The sequence below is a fragment of the Sorangium sp. So ce176 genome, from assembly GCF_051519835.1.
GTDB classification, from domain to species: Bacteria; Myxococcota_A; Polyangia; order Polyangiales; family Polyangiaceae; genus Sorangium; species Sorangium cellulosum_G.
This window is the reverse complement of sequence record NZ_CP150371.1, coordinates 2,153,272-2,169,833: the sequence shown is the minus strand read 5'-3', so window position 1 is coordinate 2,169,833 and position 16,562 is coordinate 2,153,272. Positions and strand designations below refer to the sequence as shown.

Annotated in this window: 13 protein-coding genes; 6 read left to right on the top strand and 7 right to left on the bottom strand. The window is 71.6% G+C overall.

Features of this window, described 5'->3' with window-relative positions; all coding sequences use genetic code 11:
* Positions 1–42 precede the first annotated feature (42 nt).
* The 4 genes from WMF42_RS08340 (at position 43) to WMF42_RS08325 (ending at position 5,736) form a co-directional block, all read left to right on the top strand.
* On the top strand, positions 43–804 hold the full coding sequence (locus WMF42_RS08340) for a TetR/AcrR family transcriptional regulator (protein ID WP_061608712.1): 762 nt from the start codon (positions 43–45) through the stop codon (positions 802–804).
* Between the two features lie 409 nt (positions 805–1,213).
* The gene (locus WMF42_RS08335) at positions 1,214–1,597 is read left to right on the top strand and encodes a hypothetical protein (protein WP_061608711.1); all 384 of its coding nucleotides are present in this window, start codon (positions 1,214–1,216) and stop codon (positions 1,595–1,597) included.
* 184 nt (positions 1,598–1,781) lie between these two features.
* Entirely contained in the window at positions 1,782–2,447 is a 666-nt protein-coding gene (locus WMF42_RS08330; RefSeq protein ID WP_437691319.1) for a hypothetical protein, read from the top strand.
* Between the two features lie 223 nt (positions 2,448–2,670).
* Positions 2,671–5,736 (top strand): CheR family methyltransferase, encoded by a 3,066-nt coding sequence (locus WMF42_RS08325; RefSeq protein ID WP_437691317.1) that lies wholly within the window; start codon positions 2,671–2,673, stop codon positions 5,734–5,736.
* A 5-nt stretch (positions 5,737–5,741) separates the two neighbouring features.
* Here WMF42_RS08325 and WMF42_RS08320 read toward each other — a convergent pair whose 3' ends face one another.
* From WMF42_RS08320 to WMF42_RS08310, 3 genes are all read right to left on the bottom strand, one after another.
* Positions 5,742–6,098, bottom strand: coding sequence for a gamma-glutamylcyclotransferase family protein (locus WMF42_RS08320; RefSeq protein ID WP_061608708.1), 357 nt, complete (start codon positions 6,096–6,098; stop codon positions 5,742–5,744).
* Positions 6,099–6,105: 7 nt separating this feature from the next.
* On the bottom strand, positions 6,106–6,462 hold the full coding sequence (locus tag WMF42_RS08315; RefSeq protein ID WP_061608707.1) for a response regulator: 357 nt from the start codon (positions 6,460–6,462) through the stop codon (positions 6,106–6,108).
* Positions 6,463–6,959: 497 nt separating this feature from the next.
* The gene (locus WMF42_RS08310; protein WP_437691315.1) at positions 6,960–7,346 is read right to left on the bottom strand and encodes a response regulator; all 387 of its coding nucleotides are present in this window, start codon (positions 7,344–7,346) and stop codon (positions 6,960–6,962) included.
* Positions 7,347–7,796: 450 nt separating this feature from the next.
* Here WMF42_RS08310 and WMF42_RS08305 point away from each other — a divergent pair, with 450 nt between their 5' ends.
* Positions 7,797–9,506 carry a B12-binding domain-containing radical SAM protein gene (locus WMF42_RS08305; RefSeq protein ID WP_061608705.1) on the top strand — a complete coding sequence of 570 codons (1,710 nt, stop codon included), beginning with the start codon at positions 7,797–7,799 and terminating at the stop codon, positions 9,504–9,506.
* A 25-nt stretch (positions 9,507–9,531) separates the two neighbouring features.
* Here the strand turns inward: WMF42_RS08305 and WMF42_RS08300 are convergent, their stop codons facing one another.
* The 4 genes from WMF42_RS08300 to WMF42_RS08285 all read right to left on the bottom strand — a co-directional run bounded on the left by WMF42_RS08300 (position 9,532) and on the right by WMF42_RS08285 (position 14,422).
* A complete protein-coding gene (locus tag WMF42_RS08300) occupies positions 9,532–10,971 on the bottom strand; it encodes an adenylate/guanylate cyclase domain-containing protein (RefSeq protein ID WP_061608704.1) in 1,440 nt (479 codons plus the stop codon).
* Complete coding sequence (locus WMF42_RS08295) at positions 10,968–12,974, bottom strand: hypothetical protein (protein WP_437691312.1); 2,007 nt, start codon at positions 12,972–12,974, stop codon at positions 10,968–10,970. The genes WMF42_RS08300 and WMF42_RS08295 overlap by 4 nt, the downstream gene beginning before the upstream one ends.
* A complete protein-coding gene (locus tag WMF42_RS08290) occupies positions 12,971–13,192 on the bottom strand; it encodes a Franean1_4349 family RiPP (RefSeq protein ID WP_061608703.1) in 222 nt (73 codons plus the stop codon). The genes WMF42_RS08295 and WMF42_RS08290 overlap by 4 nt, the downstream gene beginning before the upstream one ends.
* 135 nt (positions 13,193–13,327) lie before the next feature.
* Positions 13,328–14,422 (bottom strand): hypothetical protein, encoded by a 1,095-nt coding sequence (locus WMF42_RS08285; protein WP_061608702.1) that lies wholly within the window; start codon positions 14,420–14,422, stop codon positions 13,328–13,330.
* Positions 14,423–14,558: 136 nt separating this feature from the next.
* On the opposite strand from WMF42_RS08285, the gene WMF42_RS08280 reads away from it, so the two are divergent.
* On the top strand, positions 14,559–16,562 hold the full coding sequence (locus WMF42_RS08280; RefSeq protein WP_061608701.1) for a C1 family peptidase: 2,004 nt from the start codon (positions 14,559–14,561) through the stop codon (positions 16,560–16,562).

Sequence of the window (16,562 nt, the reverse complement as noted above, 5' to 3'; positions counted from 1 at the left end):
CCCATAGTGGCTCAGTCCCCGGACGTTGACCGACCAGTCAGAATGCCCCGCCTCGCCGATCGCCGCGCCAGGATCGAGTTGCTCCGCGCCGCCGAGGCAGCGTTCACCGAGCGCGGCCTCGCCGCGGCGCGGGTCGAGGACATCACCGAGCGGGCCGGCGTCTCGAAGGGCGCCTTCTACCTGCACTTCCAGAGCAAGGACGACTGCTTCAAGCAGATCGTCGAGACCTTCATCGCGCGCCTGGCCGGGTGCGTGGAGCCGCCGCCCATCGTCTTCGAGAGCGAGCGGGCGTCGATCAACGAGTACCTGAAGCGGGTCCTCGCGCACGACGTCGAGGTGCTCGAGTTCTGCTGGCAGAACCGGGCGCTGCTCAAGATGATGCTCGCGGGCGGCGGCGGGGCCCCCTACGCCTACCTGATCGACGAGTTCGCCCAGCGCGTCGCGCGCCAGGTGGAGAGCCGCGTCCGGTACGCGATGGATATCGGGCTCTACCGGCGCGATATCGAGTCCAGCGTCATCGCCGCGCTCATCTCGGGCGCCTTCGATCGGCTGGTGCGCAAGCTGATCGACGCGCCGTCGAGGCCAGACATCGGCGCCTGGTGCGGGCAGGTGCTCCAGCTCTTCACGCACGGCCTGCTCGCCCCGGAGGTGCGCGCCGTCGCTGACCCGTCGGTCATGGAGGCGCCGCCGCGCAGCGCACAGCAGACCGCCGGCGCCGCCTCGGCCGCAGGCTCGGGCGGCGAGCGCGCCAGCGGCGAGCGCGCCGGCGGCGAGCGCAGGCGCTCGAGGGCCAAGGCGACCTGACGCGCGCGCCGGCGCGCCCATGCGCCGGCCTCCGCGGCCCTGGGCCGAGTCGCAGTCGGCGGGTCAGCGCTGGCGGAATCAGGACCTTCCCGGGGGAGGCTTGGAGCGCCCGGCGCAGAAGGAGGGCCCTTGTACAGGAATTCCCTGATGCGCGATTCCTCATCACCCTAGCGGCCGGTCGGGCTCCATCTGAGGTACAGCTAGCTGTCAACGGACTCCAGCTTCGGGACAACCAGGGGGTGGGGTCGGGGAGCGGAGGGAGCCGCTTGGGCGATCTCCGGAGGCGCGCAGCTTTGGGGGGCGGTCTGATCGTTCCGCCGCATCACGCCGGCCGCCGCGCGCTCCGGTCGATGGCGGGCGCTCGCTGGGCGGCTCTCCGCCGGGGAACGGGCGCTGTCGAGGGGGCTGCATGAGCACACGGTTGGGTTGCGATAGACGGTTGTTCCAGGAGCTGCTCCGGCGGACCTGCCGCTCGATCCAGTGGAGCGCTGACGCCGAGCGGTCGATCGCGGAGAGGATCGAGGTCGCTCTCGACGAGCAAGCGCTCCACGTCTGCACGCCGGACGTCGATCTGCGCGTCCGGCTGACCAACGACTTCGCGCTCGCCATCGCGATACGCGTGCTCTCCTTCGGGGACGACGCCGAGGAGTCGCTGAGCAAAGCCCTCTGTGACGACAGATCGCTCATGGCGGAGCTCGTGAAGGCAGAGTGGCAGCTCGTGCGCACCGCGTGCAGGACGGCCGAGCGGACGGCCGGGAGCCTGGTGTTGCTGACGACGGTGCCGGAGGCGTGAGCCCAGAGCAGGACGCGCCGAGGCTGCGCGCCACGCGCGCTCGACGAGGGATCCGCGGGAACGAGGACGGCAAGTCAACCGCCTGCTCCGACCCGACGTCATGGGCGAGCCGAGCCTCAAGGTTGATCGCTCCAGAGGAACGCTGACCACGGCATGACGCGACCGGGCCCACGAGGCGAAGCAGATGGCGCCCCAGATCAGCTACAGCATCTACGTTCGCTTCAGGGGCAGGCGGCTCGCGCTCATGAAGCACATCCGCTCGCTCGACGCGGCGCGCTCCGCGCTGCTGGCCCTGCGGGCAGAGCGGTTCCACGACGCCGATCAGGTGTTCCTCGTCAACGACGCGACGAAGCAGCTCGTCGACGAGGGGGCATCGGAGGGCGGCCCGGAGCCGGCGGCGGACCGGGAGATCAGCGTCAGCATCCGAGTTCGCGCGGACGACCCGCGCAGGGAGCGAGCGCACCGCGCGGGGAGCGAGACGGTCCGTGCGCTGCGGGGGGGCGAGGCGCCCGCGCTGCTCGAAGCGCACGAGGCCCCCGCGGCGCCCGCCGTCCACGAGGCCCGCGCGGACGGCGAAGGCCGGCGCGACGGGACAGAGAGGAGGTGGTCCAGTATCGAGAGCCTGGAGCCCCCGCACACACGCCTGCGCCGCGCGATGGCGGCAGCCAGGGTCGCCCGAGCGCGCCACGACGCCGCGCTGGAAGCCCTGAGCAGACTCCAGCCTACCGGGAGGATGGACGAGATGACGCTGGTCAGGATCAGCGATTCCGCCCGCGCGGTGTCGGAGCAATCGACGCACATCCTGGAGCAGCTCGAACGGCTCCTCGCGCGCCTCGAAGGCGCGAGCTGACGGGAGCGAGGTGCGCATACCGCCGCTCCGCTCCTCTCCCTGCGCCCTCCTGGCCTCATGAAAGGTGCCTGAGTCCGTCTGACGCTATGACCAGCGCTCAGCGCGCACGAGAACAGCCGATGACCGCCCCGTTGACCGATCGCGCACCGCAACCATAGCTTCGTCGCCATCAGTTCCCTGCCGCTCCAAGGCGCCTGAGAAGGAGCTAACCGTCCCAGCCACAATGCCCGAACACAAGAAGTCACGTCGGACGCAACTCAGGGCAACGGCCCAGAGCGACGCCGCGCACCTGCCGGGCAGGGCGGCCGCGTCGAGGCGCGCGCTCGAGCCGTCCCGGGGCGCCGGCGCGTCGTCCAGAGCGGGCGAGCAGCACCCCGGGGGCGAGCAGCGCTGTCTCGTCGTCGGTGTCGTCGCTGCGGCCGGCGGGCGCGGCGCCGTCGCGGAGCTCCTCCGGCGGCTGCCGAGCCGAGATACGTGCCTCTCCCTCGTGCTGATCTACAACGCGGATCCCGGGGAGACTCCGCTCCTCGAGCTCGCCATGCAGAGCAGCCCGCTCCCCGTGGCCGAGCTTCGATCCGGGACGAGGCTCATGCCTGGTTACGTCCAGGTCCTCCCGCCGGACGCGCGAGCGACGCTGGACGGCGTGACCGTCGAGGTAGCGCCGAGGGGCGATGGCGGCCCGAGCCCCGCAGACATCTTCCTGCGCTCGCTCGCGAGCGAGCTGGGCTCGAGCGCGGTCGCCGTCGCGCTATCCGGCGCCGGGAGCGACGGTGCCGTCGGCATGAAGGACGTGAAGGCAGAGGGCGGCGTCACGTTCGCGGAGGACCCGCGCACGGCCGACCGACCCGCGCTCCCGCGCAACGCCATCGCCGCCGGGGGCGTCGATTTCATCCTCGGCGTCGAGGAGATCGCGGCGGAGCTCGTGAGGATGGGCCGCCCCGGACACGCGCTCGCGCCGTGGCTCACGCAGGGCCCGTCCCTCGGCGTCGACCCGGTCCTCGGCAAGCTCTTCAGGTTGCTGCACGCGACAGTGGGCGTGGATTTCAGCCACTACAAGAAGAACACGCTGAAGCGCCGCATCCAGCGGCGGATGACGCTCCACAGGATCGGGAGCCTCCAGGAGTACCTGGATCAGGTGCAGGCGCACCCGGACGAGATCGAGGCGCTCTACCAGGATCTCCTGATCAAGGTCACGACGTTCTTCCGCGATCCGGGGGCGTTCGCCGCGCTGAAGACCCATGTGCTCCCGGTGCTCATGCACAACAGGCCGCACGACTCCCCTGTTCGCGTCTGGGTGCCGGGGTGCTCGACGGGCGAGGAGGTCTACTCCCTCGCGATCTCGCTGCTCGAGTTCCTCGAAGCCGACGCGAGCGACAGCGCCGTCCAGATCTTCGGCACCGACCTGAGCGAGGCCGCCATCGAGCAAGCGCGGGCCGGGATCTACGTCGAGGGCCTGTCGGTCGACGTCTCGCCCAGCCGGCTGCGCCGCTTCTTCGTCCGGGTGCAAGGCGGCTTCCAGGTCAACAGATCGGTCCGCGATCTCTGCGTCTTCTCGCGCCACGACGCCACGACCGCCCCGCCCCTCTCGAAGCTCGATCTGATCAGCTGCCGCAACCTGATGATCTACCTGGAGCCGAGCTTGCAGCGCCGGCTGCTGCACACGTTCCACCACGCCCTCAAGCCGACGGGCTTCCTGCTCCTCGGCTCGTCCGAGAGCATCAGCACGGTGCCCGACCTGTTCGGGATCGTGGACAGGACCCACAGGATCTTCTGCAAGCGCGCCGCGCCCGACGCGGCCTACTCGCTCGGGCTCGCCGCGCCCGCCCAGCCGAGCGCTCCCGCGCCCATGGCGGAGAAGCAGCGGTATTCCGAGGGGCTCGGCATGGACGCGGTGCGCAGCGAGGCGGACGCCATCGTCATGACGCACTACGCCCCTGCCGGCGTTGTGGTCGACGAGGACATGCAGATCGTCCAGTTCCGGGGCAAGACCGGGCCCTACCTCGAGCCGGCGCCGGGCGACGCCAGCCTGCACCTCTTCAAGATGGCCCGGGAAGGGCTCCTGCTCGGCCTCCGGGCCGCCATCGACGCGGCGATGAGCTCGTGGACGATGGCGCGGAAGGAGCAGATCAAGGTCAGGCTGGGAGAGAAGCTCCGGTACGTCGACATCGAGGTGTGGCCGCTCAAGGTGCGGCTCCCTCAGGGGCGCTGCTTCCTCGTCGTCTTCTCCGACTCGGGCGCGGCCAGGCTCGACGCGGGCAGCGACCCGCCCCAGGGCGCCCCCCAGAAGGACCTGGAGATCGTCCAGCTCCGGAGGGAGCTCGTCACAACGAGGGAGTACCTCCAGTCGATCATCGATGAGCTCGAGGCGACGAACGAGGAGCTCTTCGCGAGCAACGACGAGCTGCACAGGATGAACGACGCGCTCGAGGCCTCCCGGGAGGAGCTCCGATCGGCGAACCAGGAGCTGGCGACCATCAACGAGGAGCTCCACAGCAGCAACGTCGCGCTCGGCTTCGCGAACGACGACCTGCGGGACCTCCTCGCCAGCGTCAACATCCCGATGGTGATGGTCGACGCGGACCTCAGGATCCGCCGCTTCACCGGCGCGGCGGACAGGCTGCTCGGCCTCGCCGCGAGCGACGTGGGCAGGTCCATCCTCGACGTGAAGCCGAGGGGCTGGGCCGACATCGCGCCGATCGTCGCCGAGGCGCTCGCCACGAGGAGCACCGTCGAGCGACAGGTCGAGGATCGCGACGGCCGCTCCTACGTGATGCGGGTGCGCCCCTCCCCGACCGCCGGAAACGAGGTCGACGGCGCGGTGATCTGCTGGCTGGAGGGCGACGCGCTGAGGCGCGCCGCGCGCGAGATCGCCGGCGCGCGCGGCCGCATCTCCGCCGTCTTCGAGGTCCTGCGCCACCCGTTCCTCCTGCTCGATGGCGAGCTCCGGATCCGAACGGCCACCCGACGCTACTGCGACATGTTCATGATCTCGCTCGGGGACCTCGAGGGGCTGCCTATCTCGGCCATCGACGCGGGCTGGAACACCCCGCAGATCGAGCAGCGGCTCCGGGACGTGCTCCACCGCAGCGCCTCGCTGATCGACTTCCGCTTCGAGGCCGTGCTCGCGCGCGTGGGGCGAAAGACGCTGTCGATCTCTGCCTTTCGGCTCCAGGCCGACGAGGGCGAGCTCCCGGCCCTGCTGCTCGTCGTCGAGGACAGGACGGGCGTTGAGAAGGACGACGCCGCGCCTCCGGGGCTACGTCCAGCGCGCCGCGCCGGCGCCGACTGACGCGCTCATCGCTGCTGCCGCGTCCGCCAGTCCCCGGAGGCGATCCGAGGACACCCGCGCGCCTGGCTCTCGTGCATCAGGTACGCCTCGCACAGCGCGCCTCCGTCGAGCTCGATCGGCGCCCGCTGGAAGAGGTCGGGGCACCCCTCGTAGAGGTCGAGCGAGGCGAGCGTCTCCGGGTCAGGCTCATAGAGCTCACCGAGGACCGCGGTCGAGCCCCCGCGCACGAGCGCCGGATAGGCGCCGAGATCGACGAGCTCGAACGATCGGGCCGTGCAGGCGGGCCCGAGGCAGCGAGCGCGCCCGAGCAGCTCGTGCGAGCGCTCGCCGCGCATCAACGTGCCATAGACGAACAGCCGCATTGCCCCGTCACCGGCAGTGCTGTTCGACCGCGGCGAGGAGCTGTTCGAGGTTGATCGGCTTCTTCAGGAACTGCGCCGCGCCGAGCGAGGACACGAACTCGTCGCGCCCCGTCGCCGAGATGATCACCACCGGGATCGAGGCGAGATCCGGGTCTTTCTTCTGCTCTGCCCTGAACTGCCAGCCATCCATGATGGGCATCATGAGGTCAAGCAGGATGAGATCAGGCCTCGGATCCGTTCGGAGCGCGCAGAGCGCCTCGCCGCCGTGGGCGGCCGAGGACACGGCGTACCCCTCCTCCTGCAGGAGCTCGGCGAGGGTCTCTCGAATATCCGGATCATCATCGACAACGAGGATCCTCTTCAAGGGAGTTGCAGGCACGGTGCATCAACCACTATGCGAAAGCCTGACGTCACGGCGAAACAGGGAAAGCCCTGAATCCCTGCTCGGGGGCTGCTTGATCGAGCTCGTTCTTCGAGGAAGGAGGCGCATGGAGGTCTCTCTGCGGTGATGGGCGCGAAGGCGTGTCGGAGCGGCGCCCGCTCGTGCGGCGTCACCAGCGCGCCGCCGACGCCCCGGACACGCGCGGGGGGCGGAGACGTTCGAGCCGGACGGCGCTCGCAGGAGGAATTCGGGCATACGCATCGCGGTGGTCGGTCGTCGGCAGCGAGCCCGATGTTACAGCAGGGGAGCGCTCCAGCGAAGCCGCTCTCTTCGATCTGCGGCCAGCCAGGGTGAGCATGGCGCGGCGCGGCCGCGCTCACCACGTCATGCCCTGTGATCGTACCACCGTCGCGCTGGAGCGCAGCAGCGCGGCGCTCGCCGGAAGGGCACTCCGGGCGCCGCGGCTCGACCGGGCAACGTCAACCCCGCTCGCCCCTGGCGGCGAGCACCACCCGCGCGAGGGTGCTCAGCAGCACATCGATGTCCACCGGCTTCGGGATGAGCGCGGCCGCATTCAGCCGCTCGGCGATCGCCTGCATCTCGTGCGGCAGGCGGGCCGAGAAGATCATGAGCGGAGAGGGCGTGCCGAGCTGCGCGAGCTCGGCGACGAACCGGTCCGTGGTCATGCCCGGCATGGTCAGGTCGAGCAGGACCGCGTGAAAGCGCCGGTCCGCGAGCGCGTCCAGCGCCGCGCGCGCTGTCGCGGTCATCTCGACCTCGTACCCTTCCAGCGTCAGGAGCTCCTCCAGCATCGCCGCAGTGTCAACGTCGTCCTCTGCAACCAGGATCTCGTGCTTGCCAGGCATGGCTCCCCTCGCCCCTCCTTGGCAGCAGCGCCGTTCCCAGGACGGCGCGCCGCTCTCTCCCATGCCGGGAGGAGCGACGCCGATGCGACGCGCGCCCCGCCAGCGACCGGCACAGCGCGGGCAACCTCGATCATGCGCCCGGCGTGACGATCACCCGGGCGAGCCGATCCGCGCGCGCCGGAGCGCTCGCCGCGGCGCGCCACGTCGACCATGGCCGACGAAGCGCGCAGCGAGGCAGACCGCCGCTTCCGCCGGTCCGGCACGTCCCTTTTCCCCGCTCCCGCCCCTGGCAGTATGAAAGCCCGATCGCGCTCCGGATGCAAGGAGGGCGGACGGGAAGCGCGAGCAAATAGAGAGCGCGAACGGACTCCCCGACAGGGGAGACACCCTGGTAGACTCCCATGGATGCCTGGCGAACGCCGCGTCGCGCTACTCGCGATGGAGCCAACCATGCCGGACGGAGGGGGAGCGCCGTTCAGCCATGGAATCCGTCGTGTCGAAGCCTCATTGCTCGCCGATCCGGAGCTCGCCGGCGTACCGATCCAGGTGATCGAAGCGCAGACGAGGGATCTCGACGCGTGGGTCGCGGAGGTCGAGACCGTGGACGCCGACGTGGTCGGCCTCGCCGCGCACGTCTGGTCCTTCCCCACGTTCATCGAGGTCGCGCGCCACCTGCAGCGCAACCGGCCAGGGCGCACGATCGTCCTCTGCGGCCCCCTCGCGCGCCCCGCGCTGTTCGCGCTCGCGCCCTGGCGCGACGCCGCCGCCAGCATCGACGCCCTCGTGCACGGCAACGATCTCACGTTCCGGAACATCGTCCGCCTGAGCGATCGCTCCCCCGAGGCGCTGCGCGGCGTGCCGGGGCTGCACGTTCCCACGGCCGATGGCTGGGTCTCGACGGGCGAAGCGCCCCACGTGGCGCCCGACGAGCTCCCGTCGCCGATCCGGATGAAGCTGCTCCCGACCGATCGCATCGTCCCGCTCGAGCTCAGCCGCGGCGGCGTCATGAGCTGCCCGACCTGCGGCGTCTCGACGGGCGACGCCGGCGCCGGCGTCTTCTCGGAGGCCTACCTCGTCGAGGAGCTGAGCGCGCTGCTCGCCGCGGGCGCCCCGGGCGTGCAGATCGTGGACGCCCCGCTCAACCTGAACGCGGAGGCGTTCCGGAACCTCGTGGCCGCGGAGAAGCAGGTCGGCTTCTTCAAGCAGGCGGCGCTGATGGCGTCGATCGATCCGGAGCACGCGCACGACGAGCACCTGGAGTTCCTCCGCGGCGTCGCGCGCGTGTCCCTCGGCGCGCGGCTGCCGCCGCTCACCAAGGACACCGGCGACGGCACGCAGCGCCCCTTCCGCGAGTCGAAGTTCGCGAAGGTGATCGAGGAGCTCTCGACGTTCACGGACATCGAGGTGGACATCCTCCTCGGCCTCCCGGGCGACGGTCCCGTCACGTTCCGGCGCACGCTCGAGCGCGCGCGCGAGCTCCCGTGCAAGGTCCGCATCCTGCACAGCCTCGTCCTCCCGGACGACCTCATGACCCGCGCGCCCGCGTCGTTCGAGCTCCGCTTCGACCCGTTCACGCTCATGATGCGCTCCTGCCTCGGCTGGTCCGAGGACGCGCTGTCCCGCGAGCGCAGCCGCCTCATCGAGATGGCGTACCGCGAGGGCGGGGAGATCACGCCGGACATGTGGTCGTTCCCCGGACCGCGCGAGATGCGGCGGCCGGCGATGCCGCTCGGGAGCGGCGTGGTCCCGCCGGGCGGGGAGATCCGGGTGGAGGGCGCGACGACGCTCGCGCCGGCGGGGCAGGACCTGCAGCGCGTGCTCGAGCTCGGGATCAAGGAGGCGACCTCCGGCGGCTGGACGTTCGTCGAGGCCTCGGCGCGCCCGGGCGAGATCGTCGTCATCATGAAGACGCGCGACGGCGCGCTGGTCGTCGAGATGCGCCCCGCCTCGCCCACGGAGAACGCCTACAAGGTCGTGGACGGCGTCGCGTTCGGCTACCGCTCGCCGCGCGGCGTGAAGATGAGCGACGGCGCGCTCCGCCTGCTCGATCGCGTCCTCCAGCGCCTGCACGCGCCCGCGCGCACGGCGCTCGGCCTGTCGACCCAGGACGGCGGCCCCGGCTCGGCGCGGGTGCGGCGCTTCCGCGCGACGCCCTCGTGACGCGCCGCCCCGGGACGTCCCGGGGCTACTGAGCGCCTTCGCGATCGGTGCTGCGCCACGCGGCCGGCGCGCGCGCGACCTCGGCCCGCGGCGGCATCGACTCGATGGGGCGGGGCGCCCGGAGGAACTCTCGCCGGAGCTCCTCGAGGCGCTGCGGCGAGAGCTCCTGGTAGTCCACGATGTAGGGGTGGACCTGGCGGCTCTTGCCGCGGATGCTCAGGGCGCCGGTCGGCTGCGCCGGGATGCAGTCGTCGAGCGTCGCGTACGTCGCCTGGCAGATGATGATCTTGGAGCCGAGCTCCTTGTTGAACTGCTCGAGGCGCGAGGCCGTGTTCACCGTATCCCCGATGCAGGTGTACTCCATGCGCTGGAGCGACCCGATGTTGCCGGAGATGACGGTGCCGGTCGCGATCCCGACGCCCATCTTGATCTCGGCGCAGCCGAGGAGCTGCCGCTGGTTCATGCGCTCGAGGGCCTGCACCATCTCGATCGCCGCGACAACGGCGCGCTTCGGCGCGTCCTCGACCGACAGCGGCGCGCCGAACACCGCCATCAGGCCGTCGCCGATGTACTTGTCGAGCGTGCCCCCGTACCGGAACACGATCTCGACCATCTCCGTGAAGTACTCGTTCAGGAACGAGACCACGACCTCCGGCTCGACCGACTCGGTGAGCGGGGTGAAGTTGCGGATGTCGGTGAACATCACCGAGACGTGCCGGCGCGTCCCGCCCAGCTTGAGCCGCCCCGGATCGGAGAGGACGAAGTCGACGAGGTCCTTCGAGAGGTACCTGCCGAGCTCCTGCTTCTCGCGCTCGAGCCGGACGCGGGCCATGGACTCCACCTCGGCGCGGAGGAGCAGGTTGCGCGAGATGCGGGCGATGATGCCGGCGACGACGCCCGGGAGCGCGACGAAGAGGATCTGCTGGCACTGGTCCGCGATGTTGATGGCGTTCTGGCCGTAGACGGACACCGCGCTGATCGGGATCGCGCCGGTCCAGACCGTGGCCGCGAGCACGACCGCGTTGAAGAGGGCCGACAGCCCCGCCGAGTACAGGCACGCCGCGAGGCTGTAGCGGAAGCCCGACATCAGGTTCCAGAGCACGTAGACCGTCGCCAGGTAGCTCGAGAAGTACTCGATCATCCCGGAGTGGTTCCTCGCCGTCGCCAGCGCCGTGAGCGTCAGGAGCGCGAGGTCGACGAAGATGCTCACGTACTTGAGCCAGCTCACGTAGACGTCGGGGCGCAGGCGGAAGAACGCGTAGAGCAGGAGCGAGTAGACGAGGTAGCCGCCGATCTGGATCGCGAAGATCTGGTTGGCGGCCGGCGTGTTGACCGTCCACACGTGCGTGAACGTGTAGACGCTGAGCAGCGCGAACACGAACCGGACGTGGTTCACGATCTGCTCGCCGCGCATCTCCTGCGCCTGGATGATCCGCACGATCTCGGGTGATTTCTCGATGCTCATGCGCGCCGCTCCCCTCCGCGCCGCAGCCGAGACCGCGCCGCAGCGAACCCGCGCGCGCAGAGCGCCGTCGTCAGCGCCCTGCCCTGGTGGTGCCCCTCGCGGCCGTGCTTCATCGGTGTCCGGTAGAGCGGCTCGGCCGGCCAGGAGCCGTCCACGAGCTGGCGCTCGCCGAGGTTGCGCAGCCCCCGCTCGATCAGCAGCGGGTCCGGCGCCGCGGCCATCGCGGCCCCCTCGAGGCACGCAGCCGTGCAGAGCGGCGTCCCGAAGCCGCCGTCGAGCCGCTGCGCGCCGAGCATGCGCGACAGGACCGCGGCCTCGACCGCGGCGATCTCGGCCGCGCGCGGCGCGTCCAGCGATCTCTCCTGGTGCTGCCGGTAGAGGCGCGCGAAGCGGAGGAACGCGAGGTCCGTGTACGGGCCGTCATAGAAGCAGGAGCCCTGGATCTCGTCCGGCGAGGCGGCGTCGAGCACGCGCCGCGCGTTCGCGTCGATGAGCCGCGCGAACCGCGTCGCGTCGAACGAGAGCAGCCCCGCGAGCAGGTTCAGCCGCACCGCCGAGCAGTCGTCGCCGGCCCACGCCACGCCCGGCGTGGTCGGCCCCGCCGGCCCCCGGTAGAACCAGGTCGGGACGACGCCATCGTCGCCCACGTTGGCCAGCATGACCTCGATCCACGTCTCCGCCCGCTCCCGGGCGGCGCCCGTCGCCGCGATGAGCTGGAGGATGATCGCGAGGTCGTCCGCGTCCGGCGGGAGCTCGCGGAAATCGCCGAAGTAGCGGAGCTCGCCGGCCGGGATCTCGTCGAGCAGCGCCGCGGCGTCGGCGCGGACGTCGCGCCCGACCTCCCCGATCTCGATCAGCGCCATCAGGATCGTCGCCCGCACGAACCAGTGCCCCACGGGCTGCTCGCGCGATCCGAGCACGCCGAAGCGCTGCACTTCCCAGGACTCCGGCCAGGGAGTCGCTTCCAGGAGGTACGCGGTCGCCGCCCGCAGGTCCGCGCCCGCGTCGTCGGCCGGCGCGAGGTCGCCCTGCGCGCGCGGCGGACCGAGCGCCGCGCCGGCGCCGATCACGTCGCGGAAGGACATCAGCCCTTCGAAGAAGCGGAGGCGCTCTCCGAGCGCGTCGACGAACTCGCGCTGCGCCTCGGCGAGGCCACGCCCGCTCGGCTGCGCGCGAGGAGCGCTGGCCGCGATCTCGCGCGCCGACGCGAGCGCGCCCCGCACCCGCGCGGCGAGGGCGGCCCGGTACGGGCGGGCCGCGAGCAGGCTGTGGATCTCGCGCCGGCGCACGGGGGACGCGCGCTCGCCCGCGAGGGCGCGGAGCAGCGGAGGGGCGAGCTCCGGGTCGCGGAGCCAGAGCGCGAGGAGCGGCGTGAGCGTCGGCGCCGCGAGGTCCGGCACCGCCGGGTCGAGCCAGAGGCGCACGAGCCCGTCGAGCAGCCAGAGCGGCGCTGTCACCGCCTCTCCGAAGCGGCGGGCGGGCGCGGGATCGTCGCCCGCCAGGAGCGCAGCCGCCGTCCACAGGGCGACCGCCTCGCGCGCGCCGCCCGCCTCGCCGCGCGCGAGCGCGGCGCCCGCGACCAACGGGTTGTGCTCCCACGCCGCTTCCGAGAGCTCGGCCAGGCCGAGGAGCCAGCGGTGGACGCGCGCCTCCTCCGCGTGCTGCGCCAGCAGGCGCCCGGCGAGCGCGCCGCGCGCGAGCGCGTCGGGGGCGCCGTCGACGCCGCCGGCAGCGACGAGCGCGACCGCGACGGCCGCGTCACACGCCGCGGCGGGCGACGACACGCGCCCGCAGATCCGCAGGGCCCAGCCAGCCCAGGGGATGCTGCGCCCCGACGGTGCGCCCACGCTGCGCTCGATCGCGAGCGCCCCCCACGCCGCGTCGCCGCGCCAGAGGGCTCCCGCGCGCAGGAACGCTGACCAGGAGCGCTCGCACACCCCCTTATCGGCGGGATCGAGCCATGGCCAGGCGGCGGTCGCCCCGGCGTCAGCGGCCAGCGTCACATACCGACTCCACCCTCGCGCGCCGCGGTCGCGATGGCCGCATCGACCGCTTCGGGCGTCGAGGTCGCGGCGTCCCGGATGCGCTGGAGCGTCTCCGGTGCGACGTCGTACCCCTCCGCCTCGATGGTGCGCTCAGGGCTCGCGAGGAGCTGCTGACGGAAGCTCGAATCCACAACGGCACGACCGATGAGCTCTGCCTCTGTTTTCTTCGCTGTCACGACTCCTCGCTTTCTCGCTCCGGAGGCTAGGAGACCTCCAAACGGCTAGCAAGTGGAAGCAGGCGCATCCTCGCGCGTTGATCGGGTCGCCGCGGCGGCGCACGGCGCGTGGGTTCGCGTCCGGGCCGCGTCGGCTCAGCGCCGCGCGCCGGCGCTCGCGACGGGCTCGCCGGCGAGCGCGCTGAAGAACGCGAGGAATACCCGCCGCTGGATCTCGGTCATGTACTGCGCGCGCTCCTTGCAAAAGCGCACGGCCTCCGGTAGCTCGAGCGCCCCGGCGGCCTCCTCGGCGCGAGCGAGCTCACAACGCGCCTCCTCCAGGATGGCGTCAAAGCCGCCGCGCGCGAACAGCGCCGCGCGCAGCGCCGTCGCGCCGCGCCCGTCCGGATCACGCGGGGGCGCGCCGTCAGCTCGCGCGGCCCCACCCGGCCGCGGCGGCCCATCGCCGCCCGGTTCGACCTGCGCGCCGAGCCGAGCGAGCACGTACGTCGCATTCCCGATCGCGCGATCCTTCTCGGCGTGCAGCAGATCCGCGAAGAGCTGGTGCGCCGCGGCGAGCGCGGAGACGAACGCCTCGAGGGCGGCGAGGCGCTCGGGCCGCGACAGCGCGAACAGCGCCGCGGCCGCCGGGAGCACGAGCGGGCGAGAGCGGGCGAGCACCCTGCGGAACGCCTCGGCGTCGCGCGGGCCGCCGCCCCGGTGCAGCCGCCGTTCGAGGAGCATCGCGTGGCCGTACCCGAACCACACCTCCTCGAAGAGATCCCAGAAGGCGCCCCCACCGGGGAGCGAGCGGGCGAGCAGCGCCTGGTGTCGGGCGAACAGCGCCCCGGACAGGAGCACCGCCGCGCCGGGCTCGCCCAGCCCTTCGTCGAGCAGATCGTCCTCGATCCGGACGTGCAGGTACCCGACCGCCGCCGCCTCGGCGAGATCGACGGCGAGCGACGGGAGCCCTTGCGATCCAGCTCCCGGCGCTGGCGCGCCGAACCGCGTCGCGACCCAGAGCGGCAGCTCGAGCACCGGGAGCGCCATGGGGTGCGAGAAGTAGCCCTCGCCCGGCTCGCCCTCGAAGAGCCTGAGGCGCGCGGCGAGCTCGTCGAACAGCGCGCCGAGCTCGCCTCCGAGCCGGCCGCGGAGCGCCACGAGCCGCCGCAGCACCTCGGCCTCGAGCGACGCCTCGACACCGCCCCTTGCGCCCTCGCACCTTGCCGCTGCGCCTCCCTGCCCGCTCATCCCACCTCCAGCCGGCGCGGAAGGCGCCGCCTCGCGCGACGCTACCACGAGCAGCCTCGTCCGCAGCGCAGGCGCCGCCGACTTTGCCATGAGCGAGGGCCGTGCGACACTCGGCGACTTCACGAGACGGAAAACCATGATCGATTCCGAGCGTTTCTCCGAGCGTTACGGAGACATCACGACCGACGCTCGCGCCGACGTCCTCGATTTCCGGGACACCCTCTATCGCCCCACGATGGTGGAGGTGCCTCCGGTCATGCCGCCCGAGCGCTTCATGGACTACGGCGTGCCCGTGCTCGATCAGGGCAGGAACAACGGGTGCACCGGCTTCACGGTCGCCACCGTGGCCCACTACCTCCTGCGCAAGCGCAAGGTGTCCCCGGATGGCGGGCTCGTGAGCCAGAACATGGTGTACACGATGGCGCGCCGTTACGACGAATACCCGGGCGAGGACGACGCGCGGGGCTCCAGCCTGAGGGGCGCCATGAAGGGCTGGCACAAACACGGTATCTGCGGCTACGAGCACTGGCCGTGGGACCCGGACGATCTCCACGGCACGCTCACGCCGGAGCGCGCGGCCGACGCGATGCTGCGCCCGCTCGGCCTGTATCAGCGCGTGAACCACAAGGACCTCCCGGCGATGCACAACGCCCTCGCGGAGGTCGGGATCGTGGCGGCCTCGGCGCTCATCCCGTTCAGCGGCTGGTACTACGGCACCCAGAAGAACGGCATCATCCCGCCGGTCGACAAGACGAACCCCTTCATCGCCCCCTGGGGAGGCCACGCCTTCGCGATCGTCGGGTATGACGCGGAGGGCTTCTGGCTCCAGAACTCCTGGGGTCTCGGCTGGGGCAAGAGCGGCTTCGGGCGGCTCTGTTACGACGACTGGCTCCAGTACGGCTTCGACGCGTGGGTCGGTCGCCTCGGCGTCCCCATCCGCCTGAACCAGCCGCGATCGCTGCGCCCGCTCACGTCGGCGAGCCGGACGTTCGCGAGCCTGCGGCCGCACCTCATCAGCGTCGACATGCACGGGCAGCTCCAGCAGCGCGGCGCCTACGGCACGTCCTCGGAGGACGTCCGCATCATCATGGAAGAAGACTTCATGAGCGCGACCGAGAGCTGGAGGCGCCGCCGCCTCGTTCTCATCGCGGGCGGCGGGCTGCGCCGGCAGATCGACGCGATCAACCGGATGTCGCGCCTCCGGCCGAAGCTGCTCGGGCACGAGATCTACCCCCTCGAGCTCCTCTGGGAGACCGACCACTACCCGCGCCTGCTCGAGATCCTCCACCGCGCCACGGAGGGTCGCCGCCATGACGGCTACGATCCCCGGGCGTTCGGCTTCATGATCGACCGGCGCGACGACGCGCTGGAGCCGCTCGTCCGCCGCATGGGCGGCAAGGCCGAGTGGGATCGCATGAAGCTCGCCGCGGGCGACGCGACGATGGACGCCGATCACGGCGGTCTCCGCGAGATGATCGGCCGCCTCGCGTCGCTGATGGACAGGGATCCGAGGATCGAGCTCCACCTGGTCGCCCACTCCAGCGGCACGTTCCTGCTCGCGCCGCTGGTGCAGCTCGTCACCTCGGAGAAGGGCAAGCGGATCGAGGGGGGCCCGATGCGAGGCCAGCTCGGGCTCGGGCTCCCCATCGAGTCGCTCGCGCTGCTCGCGCCGGCGAGCGCCATCGACGCGTTCCGCGACACGTACATGCCCTCGATCAAGAGCGGCATGGTCCGCCGCTTCGCCCTGTTCACGCTCACGGACGAGGCGGAGCTCCAGGACCACTGCGAGGTGTACGGAAGGTCGCTCCTCTACCTGGTCTCGAACGCGCTCGAGCGGCGCCCGCGGGTGCCCGGGACGAGCGGCGTCTCGCTGCTCGGCATGGAGGCGGGGCTCCTCGATCCGGAGAACGCCGACGTCCTCGCGCTCCTCACGGACGACAGGGAGGATCGGCCCACCGTGTTTCCGAGGGCGGAGTGGATCAAGGGGCCCAACACGAGGCCTCCTCCCCACGGCTCCGAGGCGCGGCGGCACGAGGACTTCGACAGCGACGCGACCACGTGGAAGTCGGTGATCGCCCGCATCCTCAACCAGCCCTTCGCCGATGGCCTGCCGCCGATGTCGGCGCGGGATCCGTGGTGA